Below are 25,919 nucleotides of genomic sequence, written 5' to 3'. Positions count from 1 at the left end.
ATCAGTACTCCGCGACGTACTCTGGTACTCATGCCCGCCACCCGCATGCTGCCCACCGACGAGGCCGTCGACCTGATCGCGCTCGTGCGCCAGATCGCCGCCGACGAGCTGGCCCCGCGCTCCGCCGAGGCCGAGGCGACCGAGACCTTCCCCCGCGAGGTGTTCCGGATGCTCGGTCGCACCGGCCTCCTGGGCCTGCCCTACCCCGAGGAGCACGGCGGGGGCGGCCAGCCCTACGAGGTCTACCTCCAGGTGCTCGAGGAGGTCGGCGCCGTCTGGTCGAGCGTCGGCGTCGGCATCTCCGTGCACGCACTCAGCTGCTTCGGGCTCGCGACCGCCGGCACCGAGGAGCAGCGCGCCCGCTGGCTCCCCGAGATGCTGGGTGGCGAGCTGCTCGGCGCCTACTGCCTCTCCGAGCCGCACGCCGGCTCGGACCCCGCCGCCATGCGCACCCGCGCCCGGCGCGACGGCGACGAGTACGTCATCAGCGGGGCGAAGGCGTGGACGACCCACGGCGGCCACGCCGACTTCTACAAGGTGATGGCCCGCACCGGCGACGCCCGCGGGGACATCTCCTGCTTCCTGGTGCCGGCCGACAGCGATGGCCTCTCGGCCGACCCGCCGGAGCACAAGATGGGCCTGACCGGCTCGGCGACCGCGACCATGCGCTTCGACGACGTCCGCGTGTCCGCCGACCGGCTCCTCGGCGCCGAGGGCGACGGGCTCAAGATCGCCCTGGCCGGCCTGGACGCCGGCCGGCTCGGCATCGCCGCGGTCGCCACCGGCCTGGCCCAGGGCGCCCTGGACCGGGCCGTGGCCTACGCCCAGGAGCGGGAGACGTTCGGGCAGCGGATCATCGACCACCAGGGCCTGGCCTTCGTGCTGGCCGACATGGAGGCCGCCGTGCAGTCCGCCCGCGCCACGGTGCTGCACGCCGCCCGGCTCAAGGACGCCGGACTGCCGTACGGGCGCGAGGCCTCGATCGCCAAGCTGGTCGCGACCGACAACGCCATGCGGGTCACCACCGACGCCGTCCAGGTGCTCGGCGGCTACGGCTACACCCGGGACTTCCCGGTCGAGCGCTACATGCGCGAGGCGAAGGTCATGCAGATCTTCGAGGGCACCAACCAGATCCAGCGGATGGTGATCGCGCGTTCGCTGGACCGTGGCGGCGCGGGCGCCCTCAGCGTCGCACCCTGACGGGAGGCCCGCGGCTTGCCCGTGGTCGACGGTGCGCCATAGGTTGCAGCCACCCTGTGATCCGCATCACGCCCTCGGGAGGGACCATGCGCCTGTTGTCGACCGCACCACTGTCTGCGATCGTCGCCGCCGTTCTCGGCCTCGGGCTCGCCGGCCCGGCCGGTGCCGCGGGCGCGCCGCACCCGGCCGCCGACCGGCCCGGCCACCCCGCGGGCTATGCCCAGCACGCACCCCGGCCCGGGGTGACCGATCAGGACTTCTACTTCGTGATGGGCGACCGGTTCGAGAACGGCGACCCCACCAACGACACCGGCGGCCTGACCGGCGACCGCGACGTCACCGGCTTCGACCCGACCGCCAAGGGCTTCTACAACGGTGGCGACCTCGCGGGCCTGCGCTCGCGCCTCGACTACATCCAGGGCCTCGGCACCGACGCGATCTGGCTGACCCCGATCTTCAAGAACAAGCCGGTCCAGCTCGAGGACGGTCCGTCGGCGGGCTACCACGGCTACTGGATCACCGACTTCACCACCGTCGACCCGCACCTGGGCACCAACCAGGACCTCCGCGCCCTCGTGGACGCCGCCCACCAGCGCGGCATGAAGGTCTACTTCGACATCATCACCAACCACACCGCCGACGTGATCGGCTACGACGAGGGCGACCGCACGGCGTACGTCTCCAAGGACGCCGAGCCCTACCGCGACGCCTCGGGCACACCGTTCGACGACCGCGACTTCGCGGGGACGTCGCGCTTCCCGGCACTCGACCCGGCGACCTCGTTCCCCTACACCCCGAAGCTCGACGCGGGCGAGCAGGACCTCAAGGTGCCGGCCTGGCTCAACGACGTCACCAACTACCACAACCGGGGCAACACGACGTTCACCGGCGAGGACAGCCAGTACGGCGACTTCTTCGGCCTCGACGACCTCTTCACCGAGAAGCCGGAGGTGGTCGACGGCATGATCGACATCTACCGCGCCTGGGTCGAGGGCTTCGACATCGACGGCTTCCGCATCGACACGATGAAGCACGTCAACGACGAGTTCTGGCAGCAGTTCGGCCCGGCGATGCAGCGCATCGCGGCGGCGGACGGCAACCCCGACTTCTTCATGTTCGGCGAGGTCGCCCTCGACGGCAGCGACGCAGCGGCGAAGGCCTTCACCTCGCACTACACGACCCACGACCGGATGCAGGCCGTGCTGGACTTCCCCTTCCAGGACGCCGCACGCGGCTTCGCCTCGAAGAGCGGCGAGACCGACGCGCTCGCGACGTTCTTCCGCAACGACGACTGGTACACCGACCGCGACTCCAACGCGTACTCACTGCCGACGTTCCTCGGCAACCACGACATGGGCCGGATCGGCCACTTCCTGAAGGCCGACAACCCCGACGCCGACGACACCGAGCTGCTCGCGCGCGACCGGCTCGCCCACGAGCTCATGTACTTCTCCCGCGGCAACCCGGTGGTCTACTACGGCGACGAGCAGGGCTTCACCGGCAACGGGGGCGACCAGCTGGCACGGCAGACGATGTTCGCCAGCCAGGTCCCCGAGTACCAGGCCGACGACCAGATCGGCACGGACCGCACCGGCGCGGACGACAACTTCGTGACCGACTCCCCGCTCTACCAGGCGATCGGTCGCCTCGCCCGGCTCACCGAGCGCCACCCCGCCCTGCGCGACGGCGCCGAGCAGGTCCGCTACTCCTCATCCGGGCCGGGGCTGTTCGCGTTCTCGCGGGTCGACCGCGCCCGCCGCACCGAGTACGTCGTCGTGCTCAACAACAGCGAGCAGGCCCGGTCCGCCCCGATCCCGACGTACCTCCGCAAGGGCGGCTTCGAGAAGATCTACGGCGACGGCCCGACCCGGCGCAGGAGCGACGGGGCGCGGCGCCTCGACGTCACCGTGCCCGCGCTCTCCACCGTGGTCTACCGCTCGACCGACGAGATCGCTCGCGAGCGCCGCGCGCCGGGCATCACCCTGCGCGCGCCGGCCGTGTCGGCGATCGAACGCGGCCGGATGCAGGTGGCGGCGGCCGTGCGAGGGAGGTCGTTCTACGAGGTCACCTTCCAGCAGCGCGTGGGCACGGGCCCGTGGCGGACGATCGGCATCGACGACAACGCGCCCTACCGCGTGTTCCCCGACGTCTCCGGCCTCGCGCCCGGCACCCGGGTGAGCTACCGCGCGGCCGTCCTCGACAACGCCGGCCACACCCGCGGCACCCAGGCCCGCTCCACCCGGGTGCCGCGCTCCACGGTCGTCGTGGCCGCGCCGGCGGACGACGGGACGGTCAGCAGCGTCGACCCGGTCACGGTCAGCGCGACCGTCGACCCGGAGCGACCGCTGCAGTCCGTAGAGTTCGAGCGCAGCGTCTCCGGTGGCCCGTGGACCAGCCTGGGCACGGACAGCTCGGCCCCGGCGTACACCGTCGTCGACGACGTCAGCGACCTGCCGCTCGGCACCCAGGTGCGCTATCGCGCGACCCTGCGCGAGCGCGGCGCGGTGCAGGACACGAGCGCCCCGATCACCGTGACCACCGCCGAGCCACAGCCCGCGGTGGACTCCGTGACGGTGGCGGGCAGCCTGCAGGACGAGATCGGCTGCCCCGGGGACTGGCAGCCCGACTGCGCCGCGAGCCACCTGGGCTTCGACAGCTCCGACGGACGCTGGCACGGCACGTTCACCCTCCCGGCGGGGGACTACGAGTGGAAGGTGGCCATCGACGACTCGTGGACCGTCAACTACGGCGCCGGGGGTGCCGCAGGCGGCGGCAACCTCACCCTGTCCGTGCCGACCGGCGGCGGGACCTACGTGTTCACCTGGGACCAGGTCAGCCACGTCCCGTCGGTGCAGCCGGCCCCGGCCGGCTGAGCCCGGCTCGGGATAGTCCCTGACGTTCGCGGGCGGAGACCCGCCCGGGCCCCCGCGAACGTCAGAGATGATTTCACTTGACCGGTAAAGGTCGCGGCGCTACTGTATCGGTACAGATGATCTTGACCGGTACAGCCTCGAAGGAACTGCCATGAACGACCTGTTGTCCGCCGACCTCGCCACCCGGCTCACCACCACCGAGGTCCTCAGTGCCCGTCCGGACGCCCCCGTCGTCCTCGAGCGCGTGCGCACGGCGCGCGCCGCGGCGCTGCGCAGCCTGCTCGCCACCGAGCTGCGCGCGGTCGCACGCTGGGTCGAGCCGCGGCCCACCAAGGCCTGCCTGCACGGTTGAAGCGCGCGGCGAACGACGTGCCGGACCCCGTGCCTGGGCGGACCCGCGATACTGGGTCTGCCATGGCCAAGGTGACGCTGCAATCCATCGCCGACCGTGTCGGCGTCAGCCGGATGACGGTCTCGAACGCGTTCTCGCGTCCCGACCAGCTCTCCGCCGAGCTGCGCACCCGCATCCTCGCGGCCGCCGACGAGCTCGGGTACGTCGGGCCCGACCCGGCCGCCCGGGCCTTGGCGCGCGGACGCACCGGCTCGGTCGGGCTGCTGCTCACCGACGAGCTGAGCGACGCCTTCCAGGACGCGGTGGCCACCGAGTTCCTGACCTCGGTCGCCGATGCCCTCAACACCGAGGGCCTCGCGGTCACGCTCCTGACGTCCGGCACGCCGGACGGTCCGTACGTCCCTGCGCGGGACGTCGCGATGGACGGCGCGATCGTCTACATCTGCGACGCCTCCTCCCCCGACATCGAGTGGCTCGAGCGGCGCGGCCTGCCGTTGGTGTCGGTCGACCGCGACCCGTCCCCCACCGCTCCCAGCGTCAACGTGGCCGACCGGGACGGCGCCCGCGCAGCGGCCCAGCACGTCGTCGACCTCGGGCACCGCTCGATCGGCATCATCAATCTCGACAGCGGCTTCGACATCGAAGGCCTGCCCACGGCCAACCGACCCGCCCGCGAGCGGCTGCTCGGCTGGCGCGAGGCCCTCGATCCCGCCGGCCTCGAGCCCCTCGTGCGCACCGCGAAGTTCCGGCCGCACGTCGCGGTCGAGGACATCGCGCGCGAGCTGCTCGACCGTCCCGACCGACCGACCGCCGTCCTGTGCTTCTCCGACGCCTTCGCGGTCGCGACGATGCGGGTCGCGGAGTCCCTCGGCCTCCGGATCCCCGAGGACCTCTCGGTCGTCGGCTACGACGACTCCCCCCTTGCGACGGCCGTCCGGCCGCAGCTGACCACCGTGCACCAGGAGGTGTCCAGCAAGGGGCAGGAGGCGGTGCGGACCCTCCTGCAGCGGATGCGCGGCCAGGAGCCCGGCGAGCCCGAGCGGGTGCTCCTGCCCACCACGCTGGTGGTGCGCGACAGCACTGCGCCTCCGCCAGACATCGCCCAGCTGTAACGCCCTGTTACCCCACCTTCCCGCCCCACTGCAACGGGGTGGGAAGGTGGGGTAAACGGGCGTTACAGCGACCGGGGCGCGCGCAGAGCAGCGCGTGGCTCAGGTCGCGATGAAGAGGATCTCGTCGCGGCCGTACTCCATGCCGGGGTGCTCCGCGGCGAGGTGCTGCTGGGTGAGCTCCACGAGCTCGTCCTCGTCGGTGCCCTTGATCACGGTGCCGCACGGGCAGGTCAGGCGGGTCTTCATGCGCTCAGCGTAGTGACCTGCGCCACCCCCGGGGCGCCTACGCCGCTGCCTGGGCGAGCGCCGGCAGCCACACCCGGAACTCGCTGCCGCGCCCCACCTCGCTGGCGACCTCGATCCGGCCGCCGTGCTGCTCGACGATGGCCTTGGCGATGCTCAGGCCGAGTCCCACTCCCTGGATCGCCGCTTCCATGGCGGCGCGCGTGCGGAAGAAGCGGGTGAAGAGCCGCTCGAGGTCGGGGGGCGAGATCCCGATACCGGTGTCGACGACGCGCAGCTCCACGCCCGCGTCGCAGCACTCCACGCCGACGCGCACCCGGCCCCCACGTGGGGTGTACTTGATCGCGTTCGAGACCAGGTTGTCGACGACCTGGCCGATCCGCTCCGGATCGGCCAGCACGACGGACGCCGACGCGCCGTCGTACTCGAGGTCGACACCGCTGGCCATCGCCGTGGGCTCGGCAGCTCGCACCCGTTCAGCGACGACGCCGGCGAGGTCCATCTCGCAGGGCGCGAGCGGGAGGACGCCGTCGACGAGGTGGGCCTCCTGGAGCAGCGCCTCCACGAGCCCGGTGAGCCGCTTGGTGTTGCGATCGACGACGCGCAGCTTGCGCTCGATCGCGGCATCGAGGTCGGCGTCCTCGAGCAGGATGCTCACGTAGCCGGCGATCGAGGTGAGCGGCGTGCGCAGCTCGTGCGAGACGGTCGCGACGAACTCGTCCTTGACCTCCAAGGCGCGCATCAGCTCGGTGATGTCGGTACAGGCGAGGGCCGCCCCGACGGGCTTCCCGTCGGGGCCCGTCGCTCGGCGCGCCGACACCGAGAGGCACCGGCGCGTGCGGGGGTCGGCTCCGGCCCAGATCCGGTAGTCGTCGAACTCCTCGCCGCGCGCCGCACGGGCGCTCGGGACCTCGTCCGGCCGGAGCCGGGTCGTCCCGTCCGCTGCGAAGGTGTCGCCTGGCCACGGGAGCGGGGTGTCGGAGAGCGAGAGGTTGACGCACTCCTCGTACCGGCGGTTCATGCCGACTCGGCGGCCCTCGCGATCGAGCAGCATCAGGCCCACGTCGACGGAGTCGAAGACCTCCTGTGCGGTCTGCCGTTCTGCCTCCAAGGCACGCAGGGCCCGTGCGAGCCGATGCTCGCCCGCCTCGGCCCGGCGCTGCGCCGCCTCGGCGATGTCGAGGCCCGCGGCCAGGGCGAGGGCGCCGAGGCCCGCGAGGATCGGGAGCGGCACGAAGCGCGCGAGCCACTCGCCCTCCAGGCCGTGGGCGAGGAGACCGGGCACGGTGACCAGACCGAGGGTCGCGAGGGCCGCGGCGACGGCCCCCCGCAGGCGGAACTCGTTGCCCAGCCAGAGGGCCGGCAGCACCAGCAGCAGCCCGATGCCTCCCGTCTCGGGACCCAACGATCCGATGCCGATGGCGGCGAGGTCGGCGCCGGCGAGAAGGGCCACCGTCCGTCGTCGGCTCCAGCGACCCGGGACGAGGCACACGACGACCAGCACGAGCAGCGCGAACGCGGCCCCCCGCAGCGGCCAGTTGCCATCGCCGAGCGGCACCCCGCCCGCTCGCCGAAGGAGCCGGTCGAGCACGATCAGCACGAAGAATCCGACCTGCAACCCGCGCGGGTCGGGGTCGCCGGACACCCACGCGAAGGGGCGAAGGGCGCGCTGCCAGACGGCGTTCTCCTCCATCTCACCCCCTGGGCCTCAAGCCATGTCCGGCCCCTCCCACGCCACGAGGCCCCGATCGGCTGGTCGGTGCCGGATCTGAGGAGGTGACTGGACCGGCGCCGGACCAGGAGAGCGTCGACGCCGATGAACGACGAAGGGCCGGCCCCGAGTCGGAGCCGGCCCTTCGCACCTGCGCGCCCGTAGGGATTCGAACCCCAAACCTTCTGATCCGTAGTCAGATGCTCTATCCGTTGAGCTACGGGCGCCCGCCGCGCATCGAGATGAGCGACCTGTCGAGGATAGCGGACCTCCCGACCACGGCCGAAATCGGGGCCTGGAGGACCGCTGCGCAACGTCCGCGAGGACGCCGGAGGGACCGCGCGTCGCGCTGTTCTTTGGTCACGAAAATGCGGAAGAAAGCCTTATGTAGACAGGGATTCTCGCAGTGTGACGGAGCCCACGGAGCGTTGAACGTTCCAATGTGTCCGCGCGGAAATGCAGGGGTACTGTCGCCCCACCCCAGGGGGTCCGGTCGGTTGGCCGACCTCCTCCGGGCCCCACCAAGTCGCCGCCAACGACGCCGGCCGCACCAAGACCGACTCCACGACACACCGTCGACGCGTCGACGGCCGGAGGCCCCGACAGTCGGGTGTCCACCGCGAATCCGCGAGAGGGAACCAGGCAATGACCGCCGAGACGCAGGCACCGACCACCGACTCCGGTGAGGCGACGAGCACCCGCCCGCCGACCACGCACCAGGGCATCCTCGACTTCGTCAACGAGGTCGCTGCGATGACGCAGCCCGACCGCATCCACTGGTGCACCGGCTCCGACGAGGAGTGGACCGAGCTCACCGACGCGCTGGTGTCGACCGGCACGTTCACGCGGCTCAACCCCGAGATCAAGCCGAACTCGTTCTACGCCGCCTCCGACCCGATCGACGTGGCGCGCGTCGAGGACCGGACCTACATCTGCTCGGTCGACAAGCGCGACGCGGGGCCGACGAACAACTGGATGGACCCCCAGGAGATGAAGTCGCTGATGCGCGACCTCTACCAGGGGTGCATGCGTGGTCGCACGATGTACGTGATCCCGTTCGTGATGGGTCACCTCGACGCCGAGAAGCCCATGTTCGGCGTGGAGATCACCGACTCGGCGTACGTCACCGCCTCGATGCGCGTGATGGCCCGCATGGGCAGCAACGTGCTGGCGCGCATGGAGGAGCTCGACGCCGAGTTCGTCCCGGCGCTGCACTCGGTCGGCCACCCCCTCGAGCCGGGACAGGCCGACGTCGCCTGGCCGTGCAACGACACCAAGTACATCGTGCAGTTCCCCGAGGAGCGGGCGATCTGGTCCTACGGCTCCGGCTACGGCGGCAACGCGCTGCTCGGCAAGAAGTGCTACGCCCTGCGCATCGCCAGCGTGATGGCCCGCGACGAGGGCTGGCTCGCCGAGCACATGCTGATCCTCAAGCTGACCTCGCCCGAGGGCACGGTGAAGTACGTCGCGGCGGCGTTCCCGAGCGCCTGCGGCAAGACCAACCTCGCGATGCTCAAGCCGACGATCCCCGGCTGGAAGGTGGAGACCCTCGGCGACGACATCGCCTGGATGCGGGTCGGCGAGGACGGCCGGCTGTGGGCGGTCAACCCCGAGTACGGCTTCTTCGGCGTGGCGCCCGGCACCAACGAGCACACCAACCCGAACGCGATGGCCACCATCAACAAGGGCAACTCGGTCTTCACCAACGTCGCCCTCACCCCCGACGGCGACATCTGGTGGGAGGGGCTGGAGAACACTCCGGCCAAGGCCACCTCGTGGAAGGGCGAGGAGTGGACTCCGGAGAGCGACTTCCTCTCCAGCCACCCCAACAGCCGCTACTGCACCCCGATCAAGCAGTGCGACATCCTGGCGCCGGAGTACGACGACCCGCGCGGCGTCCCGATCGACGCGATCCTGTTCGGCGGCCGGCGCAAGACGACCGTCCCCCTGGTCTTCGAGGCCCGCGACTGGACCCACGGCACGTTCCTCGGCGCCACGCTCTCCTCGGAGACCACCGCCGCCGCGGTCGGCCAGGTCGGCGTCGTACGCCGCGACCCGATGGCGATGCTGCCGTTCATCGGCTACAACGCCGGCGACTACTTCAACCACTGGATCACGGTCGGCAAGGACAACGACGCCGCCAAGCTGCCGCGGATCTTCTACGTCAACTGGTTCCGCCGCGACGCCGACGGCGGGTTCCTGTGGCCGGGCTTCGGTGAGAACAGCCGGGTCCTGAAGTGGGTCGTGGAGCGCATCGACGGGCAGGCGGCCGCGGTCGAGACCCCGATCGGCCACGTGCCGACCCCCGACTCGCTCGACACCGAGGGCCTCGACATGTCCCGGGAGGACCTCGAGGCCGCTCTCGCCGTCGACGTCGAGGAGTGGCGCGCGGAGCTGCCGCAGATCCAGGAGTGGTTCGAGAAGTTCGGCGACGACCTGCCGGCCGTCCTCTGGACCGAGCTCGACGGCCTGCGCGCCCGCCTCGGGGACTGACCAGCCCGTCCGATCCGAGCGTCACGAAGATCACCCGAAGGGCCCCGTCCACCACGGACGGGGCCCTTCGTGTCGGCTCCTGTGGAATCATCGGCTCACAGGTTCGGCACGCATGGGGGGACGGTCGAAAGGGGAGGCACGCCGTGGAGTCCTTGGGTCCGGACGATCGGGCACTGTTCGAGAGTGCTGGCACGGCGCTCTACGAGGAGATGGTCACCGCCAGCGGGATCTCCACCGAGGATCGGCGCCTCGTACCCGGAGGTGACCTTCACCCCGCGCTGGAGCTGCTGCGCTCGCTGGGGCTGGTGCGAATGTCCTCGGACAGTGCCCGGTGGGAGGCCCAGGATCCTGCGATCGTCCAGTCCCGCGTGGTGTCGCCACTCGGCCAGGAGGGCGCGCGGCTGCTGAGCGAGTCGTCCCAGTGGGCGACCGCCTTCGGCGCGCTGTCGCACGCCTGGCGCCGGGCACCTCAGGAGATCGCCGGTGGCCCGTTCACCTACCTTCCGCTGGAGGAGATCGACCCGTTCATCGCCAGCCTGGTGGCGGACTGCGAGGAGGAGGTGCTCACCGCACAACCGCAGGCGATCCGCGACACTAAGGCGCTGCCCCATGTGGTGCTGCGCGACACCGCGTTGCTCGAACGAGGCGCTCGCATGCGCACGCTGTACCAGCACAGCGCGCGTCGCAACAACTCGACGCGAGAGTACGTCGCTGAGATCACGGCACGCGGCGGTGAGGTGCGCACCCTCGACGAGTTCTTCAACCGGATGATCGTGGTCGACCGCCGGACGGCGATTCTGCCCAGCAAGGAGACCCATCGCATCGCTTTGGTGGTCCGGGAGCCGTCCGTGGTGGCCTACTTGGTCGACGTGTTCGAGCGCTCGTGGGAGCGAGGGCGCCCGTTCACCAGCAGTGAGGCCTCGGTCATGCGCGACATCGCCTCCGAGCAGCGGTCGATGACGCTCCGGATGCTGATCGAGGGGCACTCCGACCCGGTCTCCGCCAAGCGTCTGGGCGTGAGCCCGCGGACCTATGCGGGCTACATCGCCGATCTCAAGGAGGAGTTCGAGGCCGAGACGCGTTTCCAGCTCGGCTACCGCATCGGGCGTTTGGGCATTACCGGGACGGACGATGAGGACGGCGACGAAGAGATCACGGCAGACTAGGCACCGACCCTGGCTCGACAGAGACGTGACGAAGGGCAGTGACGCTTTGCGTCACTGCCCTTCGTCATGGTGGTCGAGCCGGGCCGGGGGGGTGGCACTGGGACCGAACAAGTGGGGGGTGAGTTGGGTCCCCGGCTCGACCGAGCTGTTAGCGACCCCCGCCGGGACCGGGGCGGCCGATGCCCCAGCTGCTGTCGGCGTGCGCCGGGGCCGAGATCCCCAGAAGGCCGAAGCTCAGCGTCGCGGTGATAGCGGCGACGGCGACCTTACGTGCAATGTTCATGTTCCCTCTCCACCTTCTACGCGGGTCCCACGGAAGACCCGGTGCGACGATTGTCCTGGCGCGAGGCGTCCGCACGCGAAGAAACGACCGCCTCAAAATTGTGCATTGCACATTTCTGCAACGGCTTGCATGCATGAATCACGGGACGGGCGGCCCCCACGTGGGCCGAGCTCCCGCACCCGGATCAGGGAGCGGGAGCCGCATCCGGACTGTCCCCCGTGGCAGCCCGGCACGCGATCGAGGGCAGTCAGCCCCGACCCGGCCTGGAGCCTAGGGCGCGGCCAGCCACGTCGTCGCGCCTGTTGCAGGAACCTGCAACCGGGCCCCTTGGGTCAGCGCTCGCCGCTGAGCTCCGCGAAACGCGCGCCGGCGGCGAACCGGGACCGGACACCCAGCGCGTCCATGAGGCGCGCAACGTCCGCCCGCACGGTGCGGACGCTCACGCCGAGCGTCTCTGCGATCACCTCGTCACGGGCATCCTCCGCAAGCAGAGCCGCGACCTGGCGCTGGCGGTGGGTGAGCTGCCGCAGGTCCCGTCGCTCTTCGGCCGCCGGGTAGCACCCTGCCAACGCCGCGTGCCAGTACTGCCACGCCGCCGCCATACAATCCGACGCAGTGACCACCATCAGGGTCATCTCACCATCGACAAACGGCCCCTGGAGGAGCACGTTGCGGCGGTCCACGATCTTCATCTGGACGGGCGCCACCCCCAGGCGGTAGTCCCCGAGCTGCTCCCCGGCGAGGAGCTGTCGCGAGGCCGGGTCGAGGCCGTACCAGTCGAACAGGCTCACCATGCGGAGGCCGTTCTCCACCAGTTGCCGGTTGTACGGGACGGAGACCCTGAGCTCGGCCACCGTCGCCGAAGGACGCACCGATAGCAGGTCGCGCCAGCCCTTGATGTCCTCACGTATCCAGTCGTTGACGGCCGAGAGGCCCCGAGCGACCACCCATGCCCCGCAGGCCTGGCCTCGCTCGAGTGCCGAGGCGAGCTCGCTGCGGCGCACCTGCAGGACTGCCGCCGCGTCCAGCACGGCGTGCAGGCGCTCATGCGGCATGCGATGTCGCGGCCCCAGGTTCACCTGGTCCATCAACGAGCCCCCGATCCATCAGTACCCCCCGACCAACTCGTCCGTGAGCAAGGGGTGGTCCCGCGTGGCCAGGACCGCAGACCGCGGCCGAGGCAAGGCAAGAATCATTGCGCCTCACGGCTCCTCGATCGCGGCGCGGAAGCGAACGCCCGCGGCGAAGCGCGAGCGGACCCCGAGAGCGGCCATGAGCTGGGCGACGTCCGCGCGCACGGTGCGCACGCTCACGCCCAGCGTCTCGGCGATCGCCTCGTCCCGGATGTCCACCGCGAGCAGCGCCGCCACCTGCCGCTGGCGAGTCGTCAGGCCCTCGAGCTCGACCGCCTCGTCCTCGTCCGCCGGATACGACGACGCCACCGCGGCATGCCAGTACCGCCACGCGGCTGCAAGACAGGCCGGGTCGGTCACCGCCATCACCGTGGGCTCACCCTCCACCATGGGGCCCTGCAACAGGACCCACCGCCGATCGACGAGGTTCATCTGCACCGGCCCCACCCCGAACAAGTAGCGACCGACCCGCTCCCCTGCCAGCAGCCGGCGCGCCTCGGGCTTGAGCCCGTCCCAGTCCCACAGGCTCACCATCTGCAGGCCGTTGGCGATCAGCTCCCGGTTGCGAGGGAGGATCGACCGCAGTGGTCCCGCCGTGCCCGCAGGACGCACGGTCAACAGCTCACGCCAGCGGGTGACCTCGTCGTGGATCCACAGCTGGGCACCGCTGGTGGTGCGAGCGACCACCTCCGCCTCGCACGGCTCGCCCCGCGCAAGGCAGGTTGCGATCTCACTGCGAGCGATCTGCAGGAGTGCCACGGCGTCAAGCACCCCCTGACGGCGCTCCTCCGTGATGCGCGAGCGCGGACCGTGGGTGGACCCGTGGAACGACGCTGGCGCGATCATCCGTCGTCCACCATCTCGCGGAAGCGGGTGCCGGCCGCGAACCGCGAGCGGACCCCGAGAGCGGCCATGAGCTGGGCGACGTCCGCGCGCACGGTGCGCACGCTCACGCCCAGCGTCTCGGCGATCGCCTCGTCCCGGGTGTCCACGGCGAGCAGCGCCGCGATCTGACGCTGTCGAGGCGTCAGGCCCTCGAGCTCGACCGCCTCGTCCTCGTCCGCCGGGTAGGAGGACGCCACGGCGGCATGCCAGTACTGCCAGGCCGCGGCGACGCAGTCCGGCGCGGTCACGGCCATCACGGTCGGCTCGCCGTCGAGGAACGGGCCCTGGAGCACCACGAAGCGGCGGTCGACGATGTTCATCTGCACCGGGCCGACGCCGAACAGGTAGCGGCCCACCCGCTCCCCCGCCAGCAGACGGCGGGCCTCCGGCTTGAGGCCGTCCCAGTCCCAGAGACTGATCATCCGCAGACCGTTCGCGATCACCTCACGGTTGTAGGGCAGGCTCACTCGCAGGTGCGGCAGGGTGCCCGACGGGCGCACGGTCAGCAGCTCGCGCCAGGCGCGGATCTCGTCGCGGATCCAGAGCTGCGCACCGGCCAGCGTCCGCGCGACCACCTCCGCCTCACACGGCTCGCCGCGCGCGAGGCACGCGGCGATCTCACTGCGGCGGAGCTGGAGGACGGCTGCGGCGTCCAGCGCTGCCTGGCGGCGCTCCTCGGTGATGCGCGAGCGCGGCCCATGCGTGAACCCGACCTCGTCCACCATCGACCTACGGACCCCCGAACTGATACCGCCTCTCAGGATAACGACGGCCGACGTCGCCAGGGACGGAACGTGGAAACCGCCCCAGGTCCATCACGGGACCGGGGGCGGTTCGGCTGGCGGAGGCGGCGGGATTTGAACCCGCGAGAGGGGTTTGCCCTCAACCCGCTTAGCAGGCGGGCGCCATAGACCGGACTAGGCGACGCCTCCCCGACAGCCCGCACAGGCTACAAGGCCCCGGCGCCGACGACCAATCAGGGGCAGCCTGCCGCCGGGGCGGCGTACGTCACGGCGCGCCCGGGTCAGCGAGCGGGCGCAGTCGCTGCCCGCGCTGGAGGTGGTCGCGCACGTCGCGCGCGAACTCCTCACGGTCGGCCGCGAGCGCCTGCACCGGGATCGTCGTGGTGCGCCCCTCGGTCAGGCGCAGCTCCAGCACCGGCACTCCGCGGGGTGAGGCGGCGACCGCCTCCTCGACCTCGCGCCAGTCGGCCGCCGCGACACCGACGCCACGGACCAGGCGCACGCGGTAGCCGGCCTCGTCGAGGTGGACCACCGCCACCCGCTGGGAGATCGCGACCCCGGCGCCGAGCACGCCGGCGACACCGACCACCACCGCCACCAGCAAGGTGACGGTCGGGAGGCTGAGGATCGCGACCAGCAGGGTCACCACGACCAGGGCGACCGCAAGACCGACGAGCATCACCCCCACGAATCGGGCGGCGAAGGCCGGCGCGAGCCGATAGTCGGACGTCGAGGGGTCGAGGCGGTCGTCGGGCATGGGTTGATTGAACAAGACATCGGATTGGGGCCCCGCAGCGGGTTGTGGCGGCGTGCCGTCCGGGTGACACTCGAAGCTCCCCCACAGCTCCGGGCCACCGGGAGGCTCCGATGACGATCACCACGACCGGGATGTCCGTCGCGTTGCAGGGCCTGGGGCAGGCCCTGGAGGCCAGGCACGAGCCAGAGATGTCGCTCGGCAGCTGGCGGTGGTCGGTGCGTCAGCAGATGGCGCTCGTGCGCGACACCCTCCTCACCGAGGCCGAGTACGCCGACGAGGGCTGGCTGGTCGCCCGCACCGGCAGCCTCCTGCGCGAGCGCTCGTCACTGCTCGCCCGCCTCAGCGCCCTCGGACCGGCGGTGCTCGAGAGCCCCGACGTCGACGCGGTGCACCGGGAGCTGGACCGGCTGCTGGTCGACCTCGGCCGGCACGCCCAGCGGCTGCACGACCTCGCCTACGACGAGGTCGAGCTGGAGCTGGGCGGCTCGGAGTAGCCCCCGGACCACCCCGGCCCGCAGCAGCGCCGGATACCCTGGTGCGCCGGACCAGCCGCGAGCCGCGCTCGCGGGCTGTCCAGGAGGGGTGCCGGAGTGGCCGATCGGAACCGCCTTGAAAGCGGTCGTAGGGAGACCTACCGCGGGTTCGAATCCCGCCCCCTCTGCCACATGAGGAAGCGACACCGGGGTCGCGCGAGCTAACGCACGAGCTCCACGAGCACGTCGCCCTCCTGGACGACGTCGCCGGGGGCGACCTTCACCGCTCGGATCGTCCCGGGCGCCTCGAGCAGCACCGGGATCTCCATCTTCATCGACTCCAGGAGCACCACGGTGTCGCCTGCTGCGACCGTGTCGCCGGGAGCGACCGCAACGCTCAGCACGTTGGCGACCATCTCCGCCAGCACCTCGGTGACCTGCTCACGCGCCATGCTGCCGACGCTAGCCGTTACCGACGCGTAGCCCCGAACCGGAGCCGCGTGCTCCGAGCCAGACGCTCAGAGCAGCGCGCGGGTGCGGCTGGGCTCGGGTCGCAGGGCACCGGCCTCCTCGTCGCGCCGGCCCCGACGGCCGCGGCTGCCCCGCGGGGCGGTGAGGGCGAGATCGAGCCGGATCAGCAGGAAACCGAGGATCAGGCCGACGACCACGCCGTACACGACCGAGAGCCCGCCCTCCACCAACGTGATCGAGGGGTTGACCAGCGCCACGGCGACCGGGATGGTCGCGGCCACCCCGAACGCGCACACCCACCAGCCCTGCCGGCGCCGGGCGCGCATGTGCGTGCCCCAGGCCAGCGCCGGGATCCCGAGGAGCGCCTCCAGCGGGCGGGGGAAGGCGCCGAGGTGGTCGCGGCTCCAGTCGACGACGTCGAAGAGCCGGTCCACGACAGCGGGCGTGCCGTACCGGCGCAGCAGCTCGGCGTAGGCCAGGGTCAGGGCCAGCACCAGGCTCCCGATCAGGACCGTCGCCACCCCGCGACGGCCCAGGCCGTGCAGACCCGCGCCGAGCCGGTAGACGAGCAGCAGCGCACCGAAGAACGACAGGCCCAAGGTGGCGTACTCGAACCGGGCGACCGTCACCACCGGCTCGAAGCCGACGGTCGCCAACGCGCCGACCGCCGCCACGGCGACCGCGATCACGACCTCACGCACCACGTGCACGAACCGCACCGCGGGGACCGTCGCCATCACCGCGAGCACCGCCGACACCACGCAGGTCAGCACCGCGGCTCCCGTGCGCAGGGAGTCGTCGTCGCTCACGACCACCACGACACCGAGGACGAGCGCGACCAGCCCCACGACGACCGGTCGCCCGCCCGTGCGCGCGGCCAGCGCCCAGGAGTACGCCGTGACCACCGCGATCGAGCCCGCCCCGCAGAGCCAGGTCGGCCCGCGCTCGGCGAGGCAGGCCACCAGCGAGCCGAAGCCGGCGAGCAGGACCAGCCACCACAGCACCAACGGCGCCCGGGAGCTCGCCACCCGCTCGGCCCGCGTGCGCACGCCCTCGGCGGCACGCTCACGGCGCGACGGCGGCCGCTCGGCACGACGACGCGGGGCGGACCTGGACACGAGAGGTCAGGTTACAGACGCCGGTTGGCCAGCGACGGGTTGGTCTTCCGGGCCTCCGCGAGGTCCGCGAGACGCACCGTCGCCGTCACCACCTCGGGCCCCTCGCCGGCCTCGGCGAGGACGTCGCCGAGCGGATCCACCACCATCGAGTGCCCGGTGTAGCGGGGTCCGGGCTGGCCGGCGGCCGCGACGAACACCGTGTTCTCGATCGCCCGGGCGCGTACCAGCGTGCGCCAGTGGTCGACCTTGCGCGGCCCGGCGACCCAGGCGGACGGGACGACCAGGAGCTCGGCTCCCTGGTCCACGAGCAGGCGCGCCATCTCGGGGAAGCGCAGGTCGTAGCAGGTCATCAGCCCGACCCGGACGCCGCCGAGGTCGACCACGACGGGTGATCCGACCGGGCCGGCCGTGAGCCGGTCGGACTCGCGGTAGCCGAAGGAGTCGTAGAGGTGGACCTTGCGGTACGACGCGTGCGCCGCGCCCCGCAGGAGCAGGGTGTTGTACGGACGCTCGGGATCCTCGCTCGACTCGAACATGCCGGCGACCAGCGTGGCGCGGTGACCGGCCGCGACGCGCTCCAGCTCCGTCGCGAACGGGCCGTCCGGCGCCTCGGCGTACGCGCTCACGTCGGAGCCCGCGTCCCCGAAGTCGCGAGCGAACGCCTCGGGGAACACGACGAGGTCCGCGCCCTCGGGGGTGAGGTCGCCCAGCAGGGCCCGGTTGGCGTCCGGGTCCAGGCCGGAGGCGTGCTGGACGAGCGCGACGCTCAGGCGGGCGTCGGTACGGACGTCGGGAGTGGCGGAGGACACGGACCTCAGCGTGCCACCGATGCGAGACTGACGCCCATGGACCTCCCTCCCGGCACGACGGGGTTCTGCGCGGTGCTGCTCGCCGGTGGCCGCGCCGCCCGCCTGGACGGCGCCGACAAGGCCTCGGTCGAGTACCACGGACGCACGCTGCTCGAGCACGCGATCGAGGCGCTCATGGACGCCTCGGAGGTGGTCGTGGTCGGCGATCCGGTGCCGACCACGCGGCCGGTGACGTTCACGCGGGAGAACCCGCGGTACGGCGGCCCCGTGGCGGCCCTGCTCACCGGCCGTGACGCGCTGGTGCGCACCCCCCGGACCCTCGGCGTCCTCGCGGTGGACATGCCGCTGGTGACGCCGTGGACGTTCCGACGCCTCCACGAGGCAGCGGTCGGGCACGACGGCGCCTTCCTCACCGACGCCGCGGGGAACCGGCAGCTCGCCGGCGTCCTCGACGCCGTGCGCCTCGACGAGATCCGTCCCGACCACGAGGCCCAGCACGGCATGTCGCTGCGGCGGCTGCTCGCCGACCTCGACCTGGTGCTCGTCGCACCGGAGCACGAGGAGGGACGCGACGTGGACACCTGGGAGGACCTGCGCGACCTGTGACGCTGGCGACGGGGGGTTGCGAGGGGCGCGCGTTACGGGAAATCTGTCCTCCGTGAACCTCCACGACTGGATCGACGAGCTGAGCGACGTGCTCGATGTGGACACCGAGCTGGACGAGGGCCTGGTGCTCGACCTGGCCCGCGCCGCGGCCCACAACGTCGCCCGGCCGGCGGCACCGATCACGGCGTACCTGCTCGGCTTCGCGGCCGGCTCGCAGGACGCCGACCCGGAGACCGTGGAGGCACTCGCGGCGCGCGCCCAGGCGCTCGCCGACGGCTGGGACCGCCCGGCGAACGCCCCCGATCCCGACGACATCAACGACCCGGTGCCGGACGACAGCACCGTCGACCACACGGGCGACGCGTTCGAGGACGACGGCGACGAGGACGAGGACGCCGACGACGAGGACTGATCGGCCCGGCCTGGTGGCCGCTGCCTAGTCTGGGCGCCATGCGTGCTGTGATCGCCGACGGCGTCGGCGGACCCGAGGTCCTCTCCGTGGGCGAGCTGCCCGACCCCGAGCCCGGCCCCGGCGAGGTCGTCCTGGCCGTCGCCGCCGCCGGCCTCAACCGTGCCGACCTCCTGCAGCGGCAGGGCTTCTACCCACCGCCTCCCGGCGCCTCCGACGTCATCGGGATGGAGTGCAGCGGCACGGTGACGGCCGTCGGCGAGGGCGTGACCGGCTGGTCCGTCGGCGACCGGGGGTGCGCCCTGCTGGCCGGCGGCGGGTACGCCGAGCTGGTCGCCGTACCGGCCGGGCAGCTGATGCCCGTCCCCGACGGCGTCGACCTGGTCACCGCCGCGGCGCTGCCGGAGGTCGCGTGCACCGTGTGGTCCAACGTGTTCATGATCGCCGGGCTCAAGCCTGGCGAGGCGTTCCTGGTGCACGGCGGGGCCGGCGGCATCGGCACGTTCGCGATCCAGCTGGCGCACCACCTCGGCGCCCGGGTGCTCACCACCGCGGGCACTCCCGAGAAGCGGGCCGCGTGTGCCGCGCTCGGGGCCGACGTGACGATCGACTACCGCGAGCAGGACTTCGTCGAGGAGGTGCGCTCGGCGACCGAGGGCCACGGGGCGGACGTGATCCTCGACAACATGGGCGCGAAGTACCTCGACCGCAACCTCGACGCCCTGGCCACCGAGGGCCGCCTGGTCATCATCGGGATGCAGGGCGGCACCAAGGCCGAGCTCGACATCAACAAGCTGCTGCGCAAGCGCGGGGCGATCATCGCGACCACCCTGCGGGCCCGCCCGTCCGACGAGAAGGCCGCGATCTGCGCCTCGGTCGTGGAGCACGTCTGGCCGCTGGTGGCGGCCGGCGTCGTACGCCCCGTCGTGCACGGCACCATGCCGCTGGCCGACGTCGCCACCGCGCACGAGCTGATGGGCTCGGGCGAGCACAGCGGCAAGATCCTCCTCACGGTCTGACCAGAGGGGCGAGGGCTCGGCCGCCCGGATACGGTGGTGGCATGAGCGAGCAGGGCGCACAGGACGAGCAGGAGCAGCAGGTCGTGATCATCGGCCCCGACGGCCAGCCGATGGGCTCGGTGCCGGCCTCCGCGCTGCAGGGCGCCGTCGAGGGCGACGACCAGGGCGAGGGCGACGACGAGCGCGCCATCACCGACCTGGTCGAGCAGCCCGCCAAGGTGATGCGGATCGGGAGCATGATCCGCCAGCTGCTCGAGGAGGTGAAGGCCGCGCCCCTCGACGAGGCCAGCCGCAACCGGCTCAAGGAGATCCACCAGGCCTCGATCAAGGAGCTCGAGGCCGGTCTGGCGCCCGAGCTCGTGGAGGAGCTCGACCGGCTGACGCTGCCGTTCACCGACGACAACGTGCCTTCCGACGGCGAGCTGCGGATCGCCCAGGCCCAGCTGGTCGGCTGGCTCGAGGGCCTCTTCCACGGCATCCAGACCGCGATCTACGCCCAGCAGATGGCCGCACGGGCGCAGTTCGAGCAGATCCGCCGGGCGCTGCCCCAGGCGATGACGCCCCCCGCCGGCCAGCAGCCCGAGGGCCAGGCTCCGCGCCCCGGCGACTCGGGCGGCATGTACCTCTGACCACGTTGACCCGCCCAAAACTTTCGGGCGGGTCAACGAGAATTGTCGACATGATGCGTTGACCCGTCGTGAAGTTTCGGGCGGGTCAACGTCAGGAGCGCCGGCGCCCCAGCCCGGCGACGAGCAGCAGCCCGAGGACACCGACGATGGCCAGGGCGGCACCGGGGGCGGCGAGCCGCTCGAAGCTGGTGCGCTCCCCGGCGACCCGGGTGAACGTCGCCTCCGCGGGCTCGACGGGTGCCACGCTGCGCCCCTCGCCGAGCAGCCGCTCGATCCGTCCGACGCGGGCGTCGGTGGCCTGCGCGGTGCCGGAGGTGCTCGTGGTCTCCAGGTCGGCACCGGCGGTGAAGAAGACGTAGTCCGTCCCCGCCCGCAGGTCGGGTAGGCCGCACTCCCGCGCCGACGACGGCGTCGACACGGTGGCCTCGACCGAGTCGAGGTCGCCCTTGTAGACCCGGTCGACCGAGACGTCGTAGACCACCGTGCGGCCCTGACCGGTGCGCTTGTCGACGGTGGCGGTGAAGACGTCGTCGGCCTTCATCGTGAGCTGGTCGATGCCTGCGCGCGACTGCGGGCACCGTCCGTCGGGCGCTGCCGTCGCGCCGCCGGGCGTCGCGACCAGCAGGCTGCCGGCCAGCAGCAGCGCGGAGAGCAGGGCACGGGTCACAGGCACGCCGTCCATCTCAACAGATCACAGGTCGAAGACACCAGCCAGGACCCGCGCGACACCGTCGTCGTCATGGCCGGGCGCGACGTGGTCGGCCGCCGCCGTGACGGTCGGGTGGGCGTCGGCCATCGCGTACGCCGTCCCGGCCCAGGCCAGCATCGGCAGGTCGTTGGGCATGTCGCCGAACGCGATGACCTCCTCGGCGCTGACGCCGAGGTCGTCGCACAGCAGCGCCAGCGTCGAGGCCTTGGTGACCCCGGGCGCACTGATCTCCAGCAGCGCGGAGCTCGACGACCAGGTGATCACCAGCCGGCCCTCGAGCACCTCTTCCGCGAGGTCCCAGAACTCCTGGGGCTGCAGCTGCTCGTGACGCGCGAGCAGCTTGACCACCGGTTCGTCGAAGAGCTCGGCCAGCGGCGCGTGGCGCGCGCCGGCGGGGACCCGATGGTCGTCGGCGAACCCCTCCTCCACGGCGATCCCTCCCAGCGTCTCGACTGCGAACGCCGTGTCCGGGACCGCCGCGCGGAGCAGCCGGCAGGCCTCGAGCCCGAGCGCGGGATCGATCGGCCGGAGCAGGTGCACGTCGTGGCGGCCGACGTCCCAGACCAGGGCCCCGTTGGCCACGATGGCAAGGCCGTGCTCGCCGACGTGCTCGAAGACCTCCGCGGCCCAGCGCAGCGGCCGGCCGGTCACGAACACCACGACCGCCCCGGTCGCCTCGACGGCGGCGAGCACCTCGGCGGTGTACGGCGAGACCGTGCCGTCCGAGCGGACGAGCGTGCCGTCGAGGTCGGTGGCGACCAGGCGTGGGCGGTTCATGGCGCCGGCAGCGGCCGCACCATCACGAGCTCGCCGTCCTCGTTGCTGCCGCGCAGCTCGGTGAACCCGCACGTGGCGAGCACCCGGATGCTCGCGGCGTTCGTGGGCTCGACGCTCGCCCGGACGCGTACGCCGAGCCGGTCGGTCTCGGCGAGCAGCGCACGCAGCGCCTCGGTGGCGAAGCCCCAGCCGCGGGCCTCCGCCACCATGCCGTAGCCCACCTCGACCTCCGGCAGGCCGTCGGCCGCGGGCTCAGGGGGGCCGAAGAACCCGATCGAGCCGAGGGTCGTCGTGCCGCGCACGATGTGCCGCGGCGCCCAGGCGTCGCCGACGCGGTAGATCGTGGCGGCGTCACGGTCGTCCTGGCGCGGGTAGTCGCGGTGCCATCCCTCGCGCCGGCGGCCGGCGCGGATGTCCTCGGCCTCCTCCGGCGTCCAGACCGGCAGCCGGAGCCGCTCGCTGGTGACCAGCTCGGGCGGACCCTCGGGCAGCATCAGCCGAACCAGCGGTCGAGCTCGGTGGCGACCCCGTCGTCGTAGACGGAGCCGGTCACGTTGTCGGCGGCGGCGAGGACGTCCTCGATGGCCTGGCCCATCGCGACCCCGCGGTGGGCCCACTCGAACATCTCCAGGTCGTTGCGTCCGTCGCCGATCGCGAGGGTCTCGTCGGCGGAGACGCCGAGCTCCCGGGCGACGTACTCGAGCCCGGACGCCTTGGAGACGCCGACCGGGGCCAGGTCGAGCCACGCCGTCCACCCGACCACGTAGTTGGTTCCCTGCAGACCGAGGCTCTCGGCGAGGGCGACGAACTCGTCGGCCGTGGACTCGGGGTCCCGGATGATCACCCGGCTCACCTCGGCCGCGAGCAGCTCGTCGATCTCGGTGATGATCATGTCGCCCGAGAGCTCCCCGTCGGGGAACTGCGAGTTGACGCGGTAGCCGACGCCGCGCTCCTCGACCGCCACCAGTGCCGTCGGGTGCCGGTCGAGGATCGCCTCCACCGCGGACCGCGCGTCGAAGGTCTCCTCGTGCACGACCTCCAGTGGCGGGTAGCGGAACACGACCGCGCCATTGGACGCCACGACCCACAGGCGGTCGCGGTCCTCGGCGTGCAGCTCGAGCAGGTCGGCCACGTTGGTCATGCCGTGCGGGGAGCGCCCGCTCGCCAGCACGACGTGCGCTCCCGCGGCGAGCGCGCGGTGCACGGACTCCTTGACCGCGGGCGCGATCTCCTCGCGGGTCGTCCCGGACCCCTCCACCCACTTCAGGATCGTGCCGTCGATGTCGAGTGCGACGAGCCGGGGCCGCCAGCTGTCCTCGGGCGTGCTCAGGGGCGTGCTCTGGGGCGTGCTCTGGGGGGTGCTCACGTGGTGACCGGCTCCAGGACCTCGCGGCCCAGCCAGGGCTGGAGCGCCTGCGGCACCCGCACCGAACCGTCGGCCTGCTGGTGGGTCTCGAGGATCGCCACGATCGTGCGAGTGATCGCGCAGAGCGTGCCGTTGAGCGTCGAGATGGGCTTGATGTCCTGCCCGAAGCGGCCCCGGGTGTCGAGCCTGCGGGTCTGGAACTCGGTGCAGTTCGACGTCGAGGTGAGCTCGCGGTAGCGGCCCTGGGTGGGGATCCACGCCTCGCAGTCGAACTTGCGCTGGGCGGAGAGGCCGAGGTCGCCCGCGGCGACGTCGATCACCCGGTAGGCGAGCTCGAGCTTGCCGAGGAACTCCTTCTCCCAGGCGAGCAGCCGCTGGTGCTCGGCGTACGACTCCTCGGTGGTGGTGTAGACGAACATCTCCACCTTGTCGAACCAGTGCACCCGGATGATGCCCTTGGTGTCCTTGCCGTGCGACCCGGCCTCCTTGCGGAAGCAGGGGCTGAAGGCGGCGTAGCGCAGCGGCAGCGCGGCGCCGTCGAGGATCTCGTCGGAGTGGTACGCCGCCATCGGGACCTCCGAGGTCCCGACGAGGTACATGTCCTGGCCCTCGATCCGGTAGACGTCGTCGGCCGCCTGGCCGAGGAACCCGGTGCCGTCCATGGCCCTCGGCTTGACCATCGAGGGAGCGATCACCGGGGTGAAGCCGGCCTCGCGGGCCTGCTGCATCGCGAGGTTGACCAGGGCGAGCTCGAGCTCGGCGCCGACGCCGGTCAGGAAGTAGAAGCGCGAGCCGGAGACCTTCGCGCCGCGGTCGAGGTCGATCGCGGCGAGCATCCGGCCGAGCTCGATGTGGTCGCGCGGCTCGAAGCCCTCGGCGGCGAAGTCACGGGGGGTGCCGATCTCCTCGAGCACGACGTAGTCGTCCTCGCCCCCCGCCGGCGCCTCCTCGGCCGCGAGGTTCGGGATGCTCATCAGGGCCGCCTGCCAGGCCTCCTCGGCGGCGGTCTGGGCCGCCTCGGCCTGCTTGACCTCGGCGGCCAGCGTCTTGGTCTGGGCCAGCAGGGCCTGCTTCTCCCCGCCCTGGGCCTGCGGGATGAGCTTGCCGAGCTGCTTCTGCTCCGCCCGCTTGGCCTCGAAGTCCGCGATCGCGCGGCGCCGCTCGGTGTCGGCCGCGAGCGCCTGGTCCACGACCTCGTCGGACAGCCCGCGCTTGGCCTGGGCGGCGCGCACGCGGTCGGGGTCGTCTCGCAGGACTCGTGGGTCGATCATGTCCGCAAGGCTATCCGGCGCGTACCCGCCTCCGCGCGCGAGATCCTCCGTCCTGAGGACGAGCGGTGCGGTCGATGCCGAGGTCGATGCCGAGGTCGATGACGAGGACGGTGCTGTCCTGGCTGCGGGGAGCGTGAGCGTGGGCGGCATACTGCAGGCGACCGCCCCCCCGACCCGAAGGACCCGCGTGCTCGACCGTCCCCGCGTCCTCGCACTGAGCTGGGCCGCCCTGTGCTTCGCGCTCTTCGGCCTGCTCGCCTGGGCGGTCGTCTCCGACTGGAGCGTGCTGGTCGACCTCGACGACCGTGGCCGGTCGACCGAGGCCTGGGCGGTGCACGAGACCTGGCTGCGCCGGCCCCTCCGCGGGGTGGAGATCGCGTTCGGGACGGTCGCGATGACCGTCTACACCGTGCTCCTGGCGGGGATGCTCGTCCGCCGGTACCGACGCGCCGCGATCTTCACCGTCGGCGTCATGCTCGCGACGTCGCTGTCCACCACGCTGATCAAGGGCGCCGTCAACCGCGACCGTCCGCCGTGGCAGAGCACCGACGCGCTGCTGCACAACGCAGCGTTCCCCTCCGGACACGCCTCAGCGGTCGCCGCGTTCGGCGGCATCGTGATCGTCCTGGTCGCGATGCTGGTCCGGCGCTCGAACGTACGGCGCATCACCACCCTCGGCGTGGTCCTCGGGGTGCTCGGGGTGGGCGCCGACCGGCTCCTGCTCGGCCGCCACTACCCCACCGACGTGGTGGGCGGGATCCTGCTCGGCGCCGGCATGGTGGCGCTCGCGCTCGCCGTCTACAGCCCGCAGCCCCGCAGCCACACCGCGAGCGTCGAGCCGCTCCCGGAGGTCTTCGTCTCCTCGCGACAGCTGGCCGTGATCCTCAACCCGATCAAGGTGGAGGACGTCGGGCAGTTCGAGTCGATCGTGACCGCGATGGCCGCCGAGGCCGGGTGGTCGTCGCCGAGCTGGCACTACACGACGATCGAGGACCCCGGCACCGGCATGGCCGCGGCCGCCGCGGTCGGCGGCGCCGACCTGGTCCTCGTGTGCGGCGGCGACGGCACGGTCCGGGAGGTCTGCGCCGAGCTCGCCGGCACCGGCATCCCGGTCGGGATCATCCCGGCGGGCACGGGCAACCTGCTGGCCCGCAACCTCGACATCCCGCTCTACCTGCGCGCCGCCATCGACGTGGCGCTGACCGGCCAGGACCGCGCCATCGACCTGGTCGAGGTCTCCGGCGACGGGTTCGAGGACACCCACTTCATGGTGATGGCCGGCATGGGCTTCGACGCCGCGATCATGGAGGG

At 72.0% G+C, this 25,919-nt stretch carries 26 protein-coding genes and 3 tRNA genes; 13 read left to right on the top strand and 16 right to left on the bottom strand.

The window, feature by feature from the left end:
* Positions 1-30 precede the first annotated feature (30 nt).
* The 4 genes from Q0L15_RS01060 to Q0L15_RS01045 all read left to right on the top strand — a co-directional run bounded on the left by Q0L15_RS01060 (position 31) and on the right by Q0L15_RS01045 (position 5,537).
* A complete protein-coding gene (locus Q0L15_RS01060) occupies positions 31-1,200 on the top strand; it encodes an acyl-CoA dehydrogenase family protein (RefSeq protein ID WP_296601631.1) in 1,170 nt (389 codons plus the stop codon).
* An 86-nt stretch (positions 1,201-1,286) separates the two neighbouring features.
* Entirely contained in the window at positions 1,287-4,073 is a 2,787-nt protein-coding gene (locus Q0L15_RS01055) for an alpha-amylase family glycosyl hydrolase (protein WP_296601630.1), read from the top strand.
* A gap of 151 nt (positions 4,074-4,224) precedes the next feature.
* Positions 4,225-4,425, top strand: a complete 201-nt coding sequence (locus tag Q0L15_RS01050; RefSeq protein WP_296601628.1) for a hypothetical protein — start codon at positions 4,225-4,227, stop codon at positions 4,423-4,425.
* Between the two features lie 62 nt (positions 4,426-4,487).
* Positions 4,488-5,537, top strand: coding sequence for a LacI family DNA-binding transcriptional regulator (locus tag Q0L15_RS01045; protein ID WP_296601627.1), 1,050 nt, complete (start codon positions 4,488-4,490; stop codon positions 5,535-5,537).
* Positions 5,538-5,636: 99 nt separating this feature from the next.
* Here the strand turns inward: Q0L15_RS01045 and Q0L15_RS01040 are convergent, their stop codons facing one another.
* The 3 genes from Q0L15_RS01040 to Q0L15_RS01030 form a co-directional block, all read right to left on the bottom strand.
* Positions 5,637-5,783 carry a hypothetical protein gene (locus Q0L15_RS01040; protein WP_296601626.1) on the bottom strand — a complete coding sequence of 49 codons (147 nt, stop codon included), beginning with the start codon at positions 5,781-5,783 and terminating at the stop codon, positions 5,637-5,639.
* A gap of 37 nt (positions 5,784-5,820) precedes the next feature.
* Positions 5,821-7,473 carry an ATP-binding protein gene (locus tag Q0L15_RS01035; protein ID WP_296601625.1) on the bottom strand — a complete coding sequence of 551 codons (1,653 nt, stop codon included), beginning with the start codon at positions 7,471-7,473 and terminating at the stop codon, positions 5,821-5,823.
* A gap of 172 nt (positions 7,474-7,645) precedes the next feature.
* A tRNA-Arg gene (locus tag Q0L15_RS01030) sits at positions 7,646-7,718 on the bottom strand.
* Positions 7,719-8,136: 418 nt separating this feature from the next.
* Here Q0L15_RS01030 and Q0L15_RS01025 point away from each other — a divergent pair.
* Both Q0L15_RS01025 and Q0L15_RS01020 read left to right on the top strand, forming a co-directional pair.
* Positions 8,137-9,984, top strand: a complete 1,848-nt coding sequence (locus Q0L15_RS01025; RefSeq protein WP_296601624.1) for a phosphoenolpyruvate carboxykinase (GTP) — start codon at positions 8,137-8,139, stop codon at positions 9,982-9,984.
* Positions 9,985-10,127: 143 nt separating this feature from the next.
* A complete protein-coding gene (locus Q0L15_RS01020; RefSeq protein WP_296601623.1) occupies positions 10,128-11,150 on the top strand; it encodes a LuxR family transcriptional regulator in 1,023 nt (340 codons plus the stop codon).
* 615 nt (positions 11,151-11,765) lie between these two features.
* Here the strand turns inward: Q0L15_RS01020 and Q0L15_RS01015 are convergent.
* The 5 genes from Q0L15_RS01015 to Q0L15_RS00995 all read right to left on the bottom strand — a co-directional run bounded on the left by Q0L15_RS01015 (position 11,766) and on the right by Q0L15_RS00995 (position 14,951).
* Entirely contained in the window at positions 11,766-12,521 is a 756-nt protein-coding gene (locus Q0L15_RS01015; protein WP_296601620.1) for a helix-turn-helix transcriptional regulator, read from the bottom strand.
* Positions 12,522-12,635: 114 nt separating this feature from the next.
* Positions 12,636-13,253 carry a LuxR family transcriptional regulator gene (locus tag Q0L15_RS01010; protein WP_296601619.1) on the bottom strand — a complete coding sequence of 206 codons (618 nt, stop codon included), beginning with the start codon at positions 13,251-13,253 and terminating at the stop codon, positions 12,636-12,638.
* 155 nt (positions 13,254-13,408) lie between these two features.
* Positions 13,409-14,176, bottom strand: a complete 768-nt coding sequence (locus Q0L15_RS01005) for a helix-turn-helix transcriptional regulator (RefSeq protein ID WP_296601618.1) — start codon at positions 14,174-14,176, stop codon at positions 13,409-13,411.
* A gap of 114 nt (positions 14,177-14,290) precedes the next feature.
* Positions 14,291-14,383: transfer RNA gene (locus Q0L15_RS01000), tRNA-Ser, on the bottom strand.
* Between the two features lie 76 nt (positions 14,384-14,459).
* Positions 14,460-14,951: a hypothetical protein gene (locus Q0L15_RS00995; RefSeq protein WP_296601616.1), complete on the bottom strand. Its 492-nt coding sequence runs from the start codon at positions 14,949-14,951 to the stop codon at positions 14,460-14,462.
* 110 nt (positions 14,952-15,061) lie between these two features.
* Here Q0L15_RS00995 and Q0L15_RS00990 point away from each other — a divergent pair, with 110 nt between their 5' ends.
* A complete protein-coding gene (locus Q0L15_RS00990) occupies positions 15,062-15,445 on the top strand; it encodes a hypothetical protein (protein ID WP_296601615.1) in 384 nt (127 codons plus the stop codon).
* An 82-nt stretch (positions 15,446-15,527) separates the two neighbouring features.
* Positions 15,528-15,615 (top strand) — tRNA-Ser (locus Q0L15_RS00985).
* A 30-nt stretch (positions 15,616-15,645) separates the two neighbouring features.
* Here the strand turns inward: Q0L15_RS00985 and Q0L15_RS00980 are convergent.
* From Q0L15_RS00980 to Q0L15_RS00970, 3 genes are all read right to left on the bottom strand, one after another.
* Complete coding sequence (locus tag Q0L15_RS00980) at positions 15,646-15,876, bottom strand: biotin/lipoyl-binding carrier protein (protein WP_296601613.1); 231 nt, start codon at positions 15,874-15,876, stop codon at positions 15,646-15,648.
* 66 nt (positions 15,877-15,942) lie between these two features.
* Entirely contained in the window at positions 15,943-17,013 is a 1,071-nt protein-coding gene (locus tag Q0L15_RS00975; protein ID WP_296601612.1) for a hypothetical protein, read from the bottom strand.
* 11 nt (positions 17,014-17,024) lie between these two features.
* On the bottom strand, positions 17,025-17,822 hold the full coding sequence (locus tag Q0L15_RS00970; protein ID WP_296601611.1) for a carbon-nitrogen hydrolase family protein: 798 nt from the start codon (positions 17,820-17,822) through the stop codon (positions 17,025-17,027).
* Between the two features lie 36 nt (positions 17,823-17,858).
* On the opposite strand from Q0L15_RS00970, the gene Q0L15_RS00965 reads away from it, so the two are divergent.
* The 4 genes from Q0L15_RS00965 to Q0L15_RS00950 are packed head-to-tail and all read left to right on the top strand — an operon-like array spanning position 17,859 to position 20,485.
* Positions 17,859-18,428 carry an NTP transferase domain-containing protein gene (locus tag Q0L15_RS00965; RefSeq protein ID WP_296601609.1) on the top strand — a complete coding sequence of 190 codons (570 nt, stop codon included), beginning with the start codon at positions 17,859-17,861 and terminating at the stop codon, positions 18,426-18,428.
* Positions 18,429-18,480: 52 nt separating this feature from the next.
* Positions 18,481-18,840 carry a DUF6457 domain-containing protein gene (locus Q0L15_RS00960; protein ID WP_296601607.1) on the top strand — a complete coding sequence of 120 codons (360 nt, stop codon included), beginning with the start codon at positions 18,481-18,483 and terminating at the stop codon, positions 18,838-18,840.
* Between the two features lie 38 nt (positions 18,841-18,878).
* Positions 18,879-19,856 (top strand): NAD(P)H-quinone oxidoreductase, encoded by a 978-nt coding sequence (locus Q0L15_RS00955; RefSeq protein WP_296601606.1) that lies wholly within the window; start codon positions 18,879-18,881, stop codon positions 19,854-19,856.
* Between the two features lie 41 nt (positions 19,857-19,897).
* Positions 19,898-20,485, top strand: a complete 588-nt coding sequence (locus tag Q0L15_RS00950; RefSeq protein WP_296601604.1) for a bacterial proteasome activator family protein — start codon at positions 19,898-19,900, stop codon at positions 20,483-20,485.
* A 91-nt stretch (positions 20,486-20,576) separates the two neighbouring features.
* Here the strand turns inward: Q0L15_RS00950 and Q0L15_RS00945 are convergent, their stop codons facing one another.
* The 5 genes from Q0L15_RS00945 to serS are packed head-to-tail and all read right to left on the bottom strand — an operon-like array spanning position 20,577 to position 24,608.
* Positions 20,577-21,158 carry a hypothetical protein gene (locus Q0L15_RS00945; protein ID WP_296601603.1) on the bottom strand — a complete coding sequence of 194 codons (582 nt, stop codon included), beginning with the start codon at positions 21,156-21,158 and terminating at the stop codon, positions 20,577-20,579.
* A gap of 18 nt (positions 21,159-21,176) precedes the next feature.
* Positions 21,177-21,971: a Cof-type HAD-IIB family hydrolase gene (locus Q0L15_RS00940; RefSeq protein ID WP_296601601.1), complete on the bottom strand. Its 795-nt coding sequence runs from the start codon at positions 21,969-21,971 to the stop codon at positions 21,177-21,179.
* Positions 21,968-22,465 (bottom strand): GNAT family N-acetyltransferase, encoded by a 498-nt coding sequence (locus Q0L15_RS00935; protein WP_296601600.1) that lies wholly within the window; start codon positions 22,463-22,465, stop codon positions 21,968-21,970. Before Q0L15_RS00935 ends, Q0L15_RS00940 begins: the two co-directional genes overlap by 4 nt.
* A complete protein-coding gene (locus tag Q0L15_RS00930) occupies positions 22,465-23,337 on the bottom strand; it encodes an HAD family hydrolase (protein ID WP_296601599.1) in 873 nt (290 codons plus the stop codon). The genes Q0L15_RS00935 and Q0L15_RS00930 overlap by 1 nt, the downstream gene beginning before the upstream one ends.
* On the bottom strand, positions 23,334-24,608 hold the full coding sequence (gene serS, locus Q0L15_RS00925) for a serine--tRNA ligase (protein WP_296601598.1): 1,275 nt from the start codon (positions 24,606-24,608) through the stop codon (positions 23,334-23,336). The genes Q0L15_RS00930 and serS overlap by 4 nt, the downstream gene beginning before the upstream one ends.
* Positions 24,609-24,795: 187 nt before the next feature.
* On the opposite strand from serS, the gene Q0L15_RS00920 reads away from it, so the two are divergent.
* On the top strand, positions 24,796-25,919 hold a 1,124-nt coding region (locus Q0L15_RS00920), incomplete at its 3' end, for a diacylglycerol kinase family protein (RefSeq protein WP_296601597.1).

Origin of the sequence: Nocardioides sp. (genome assembly GCF_024509035.1) — a bacterium.
Classification (GTDB): Bacteria; Actinomycetota; Actinomycetes; order Propionibacteriales; family Nocardioidaceae; genus Nocardioides.
This window is presented reverse-complemented; position numbering and strand designations above follow the sequence as displayed.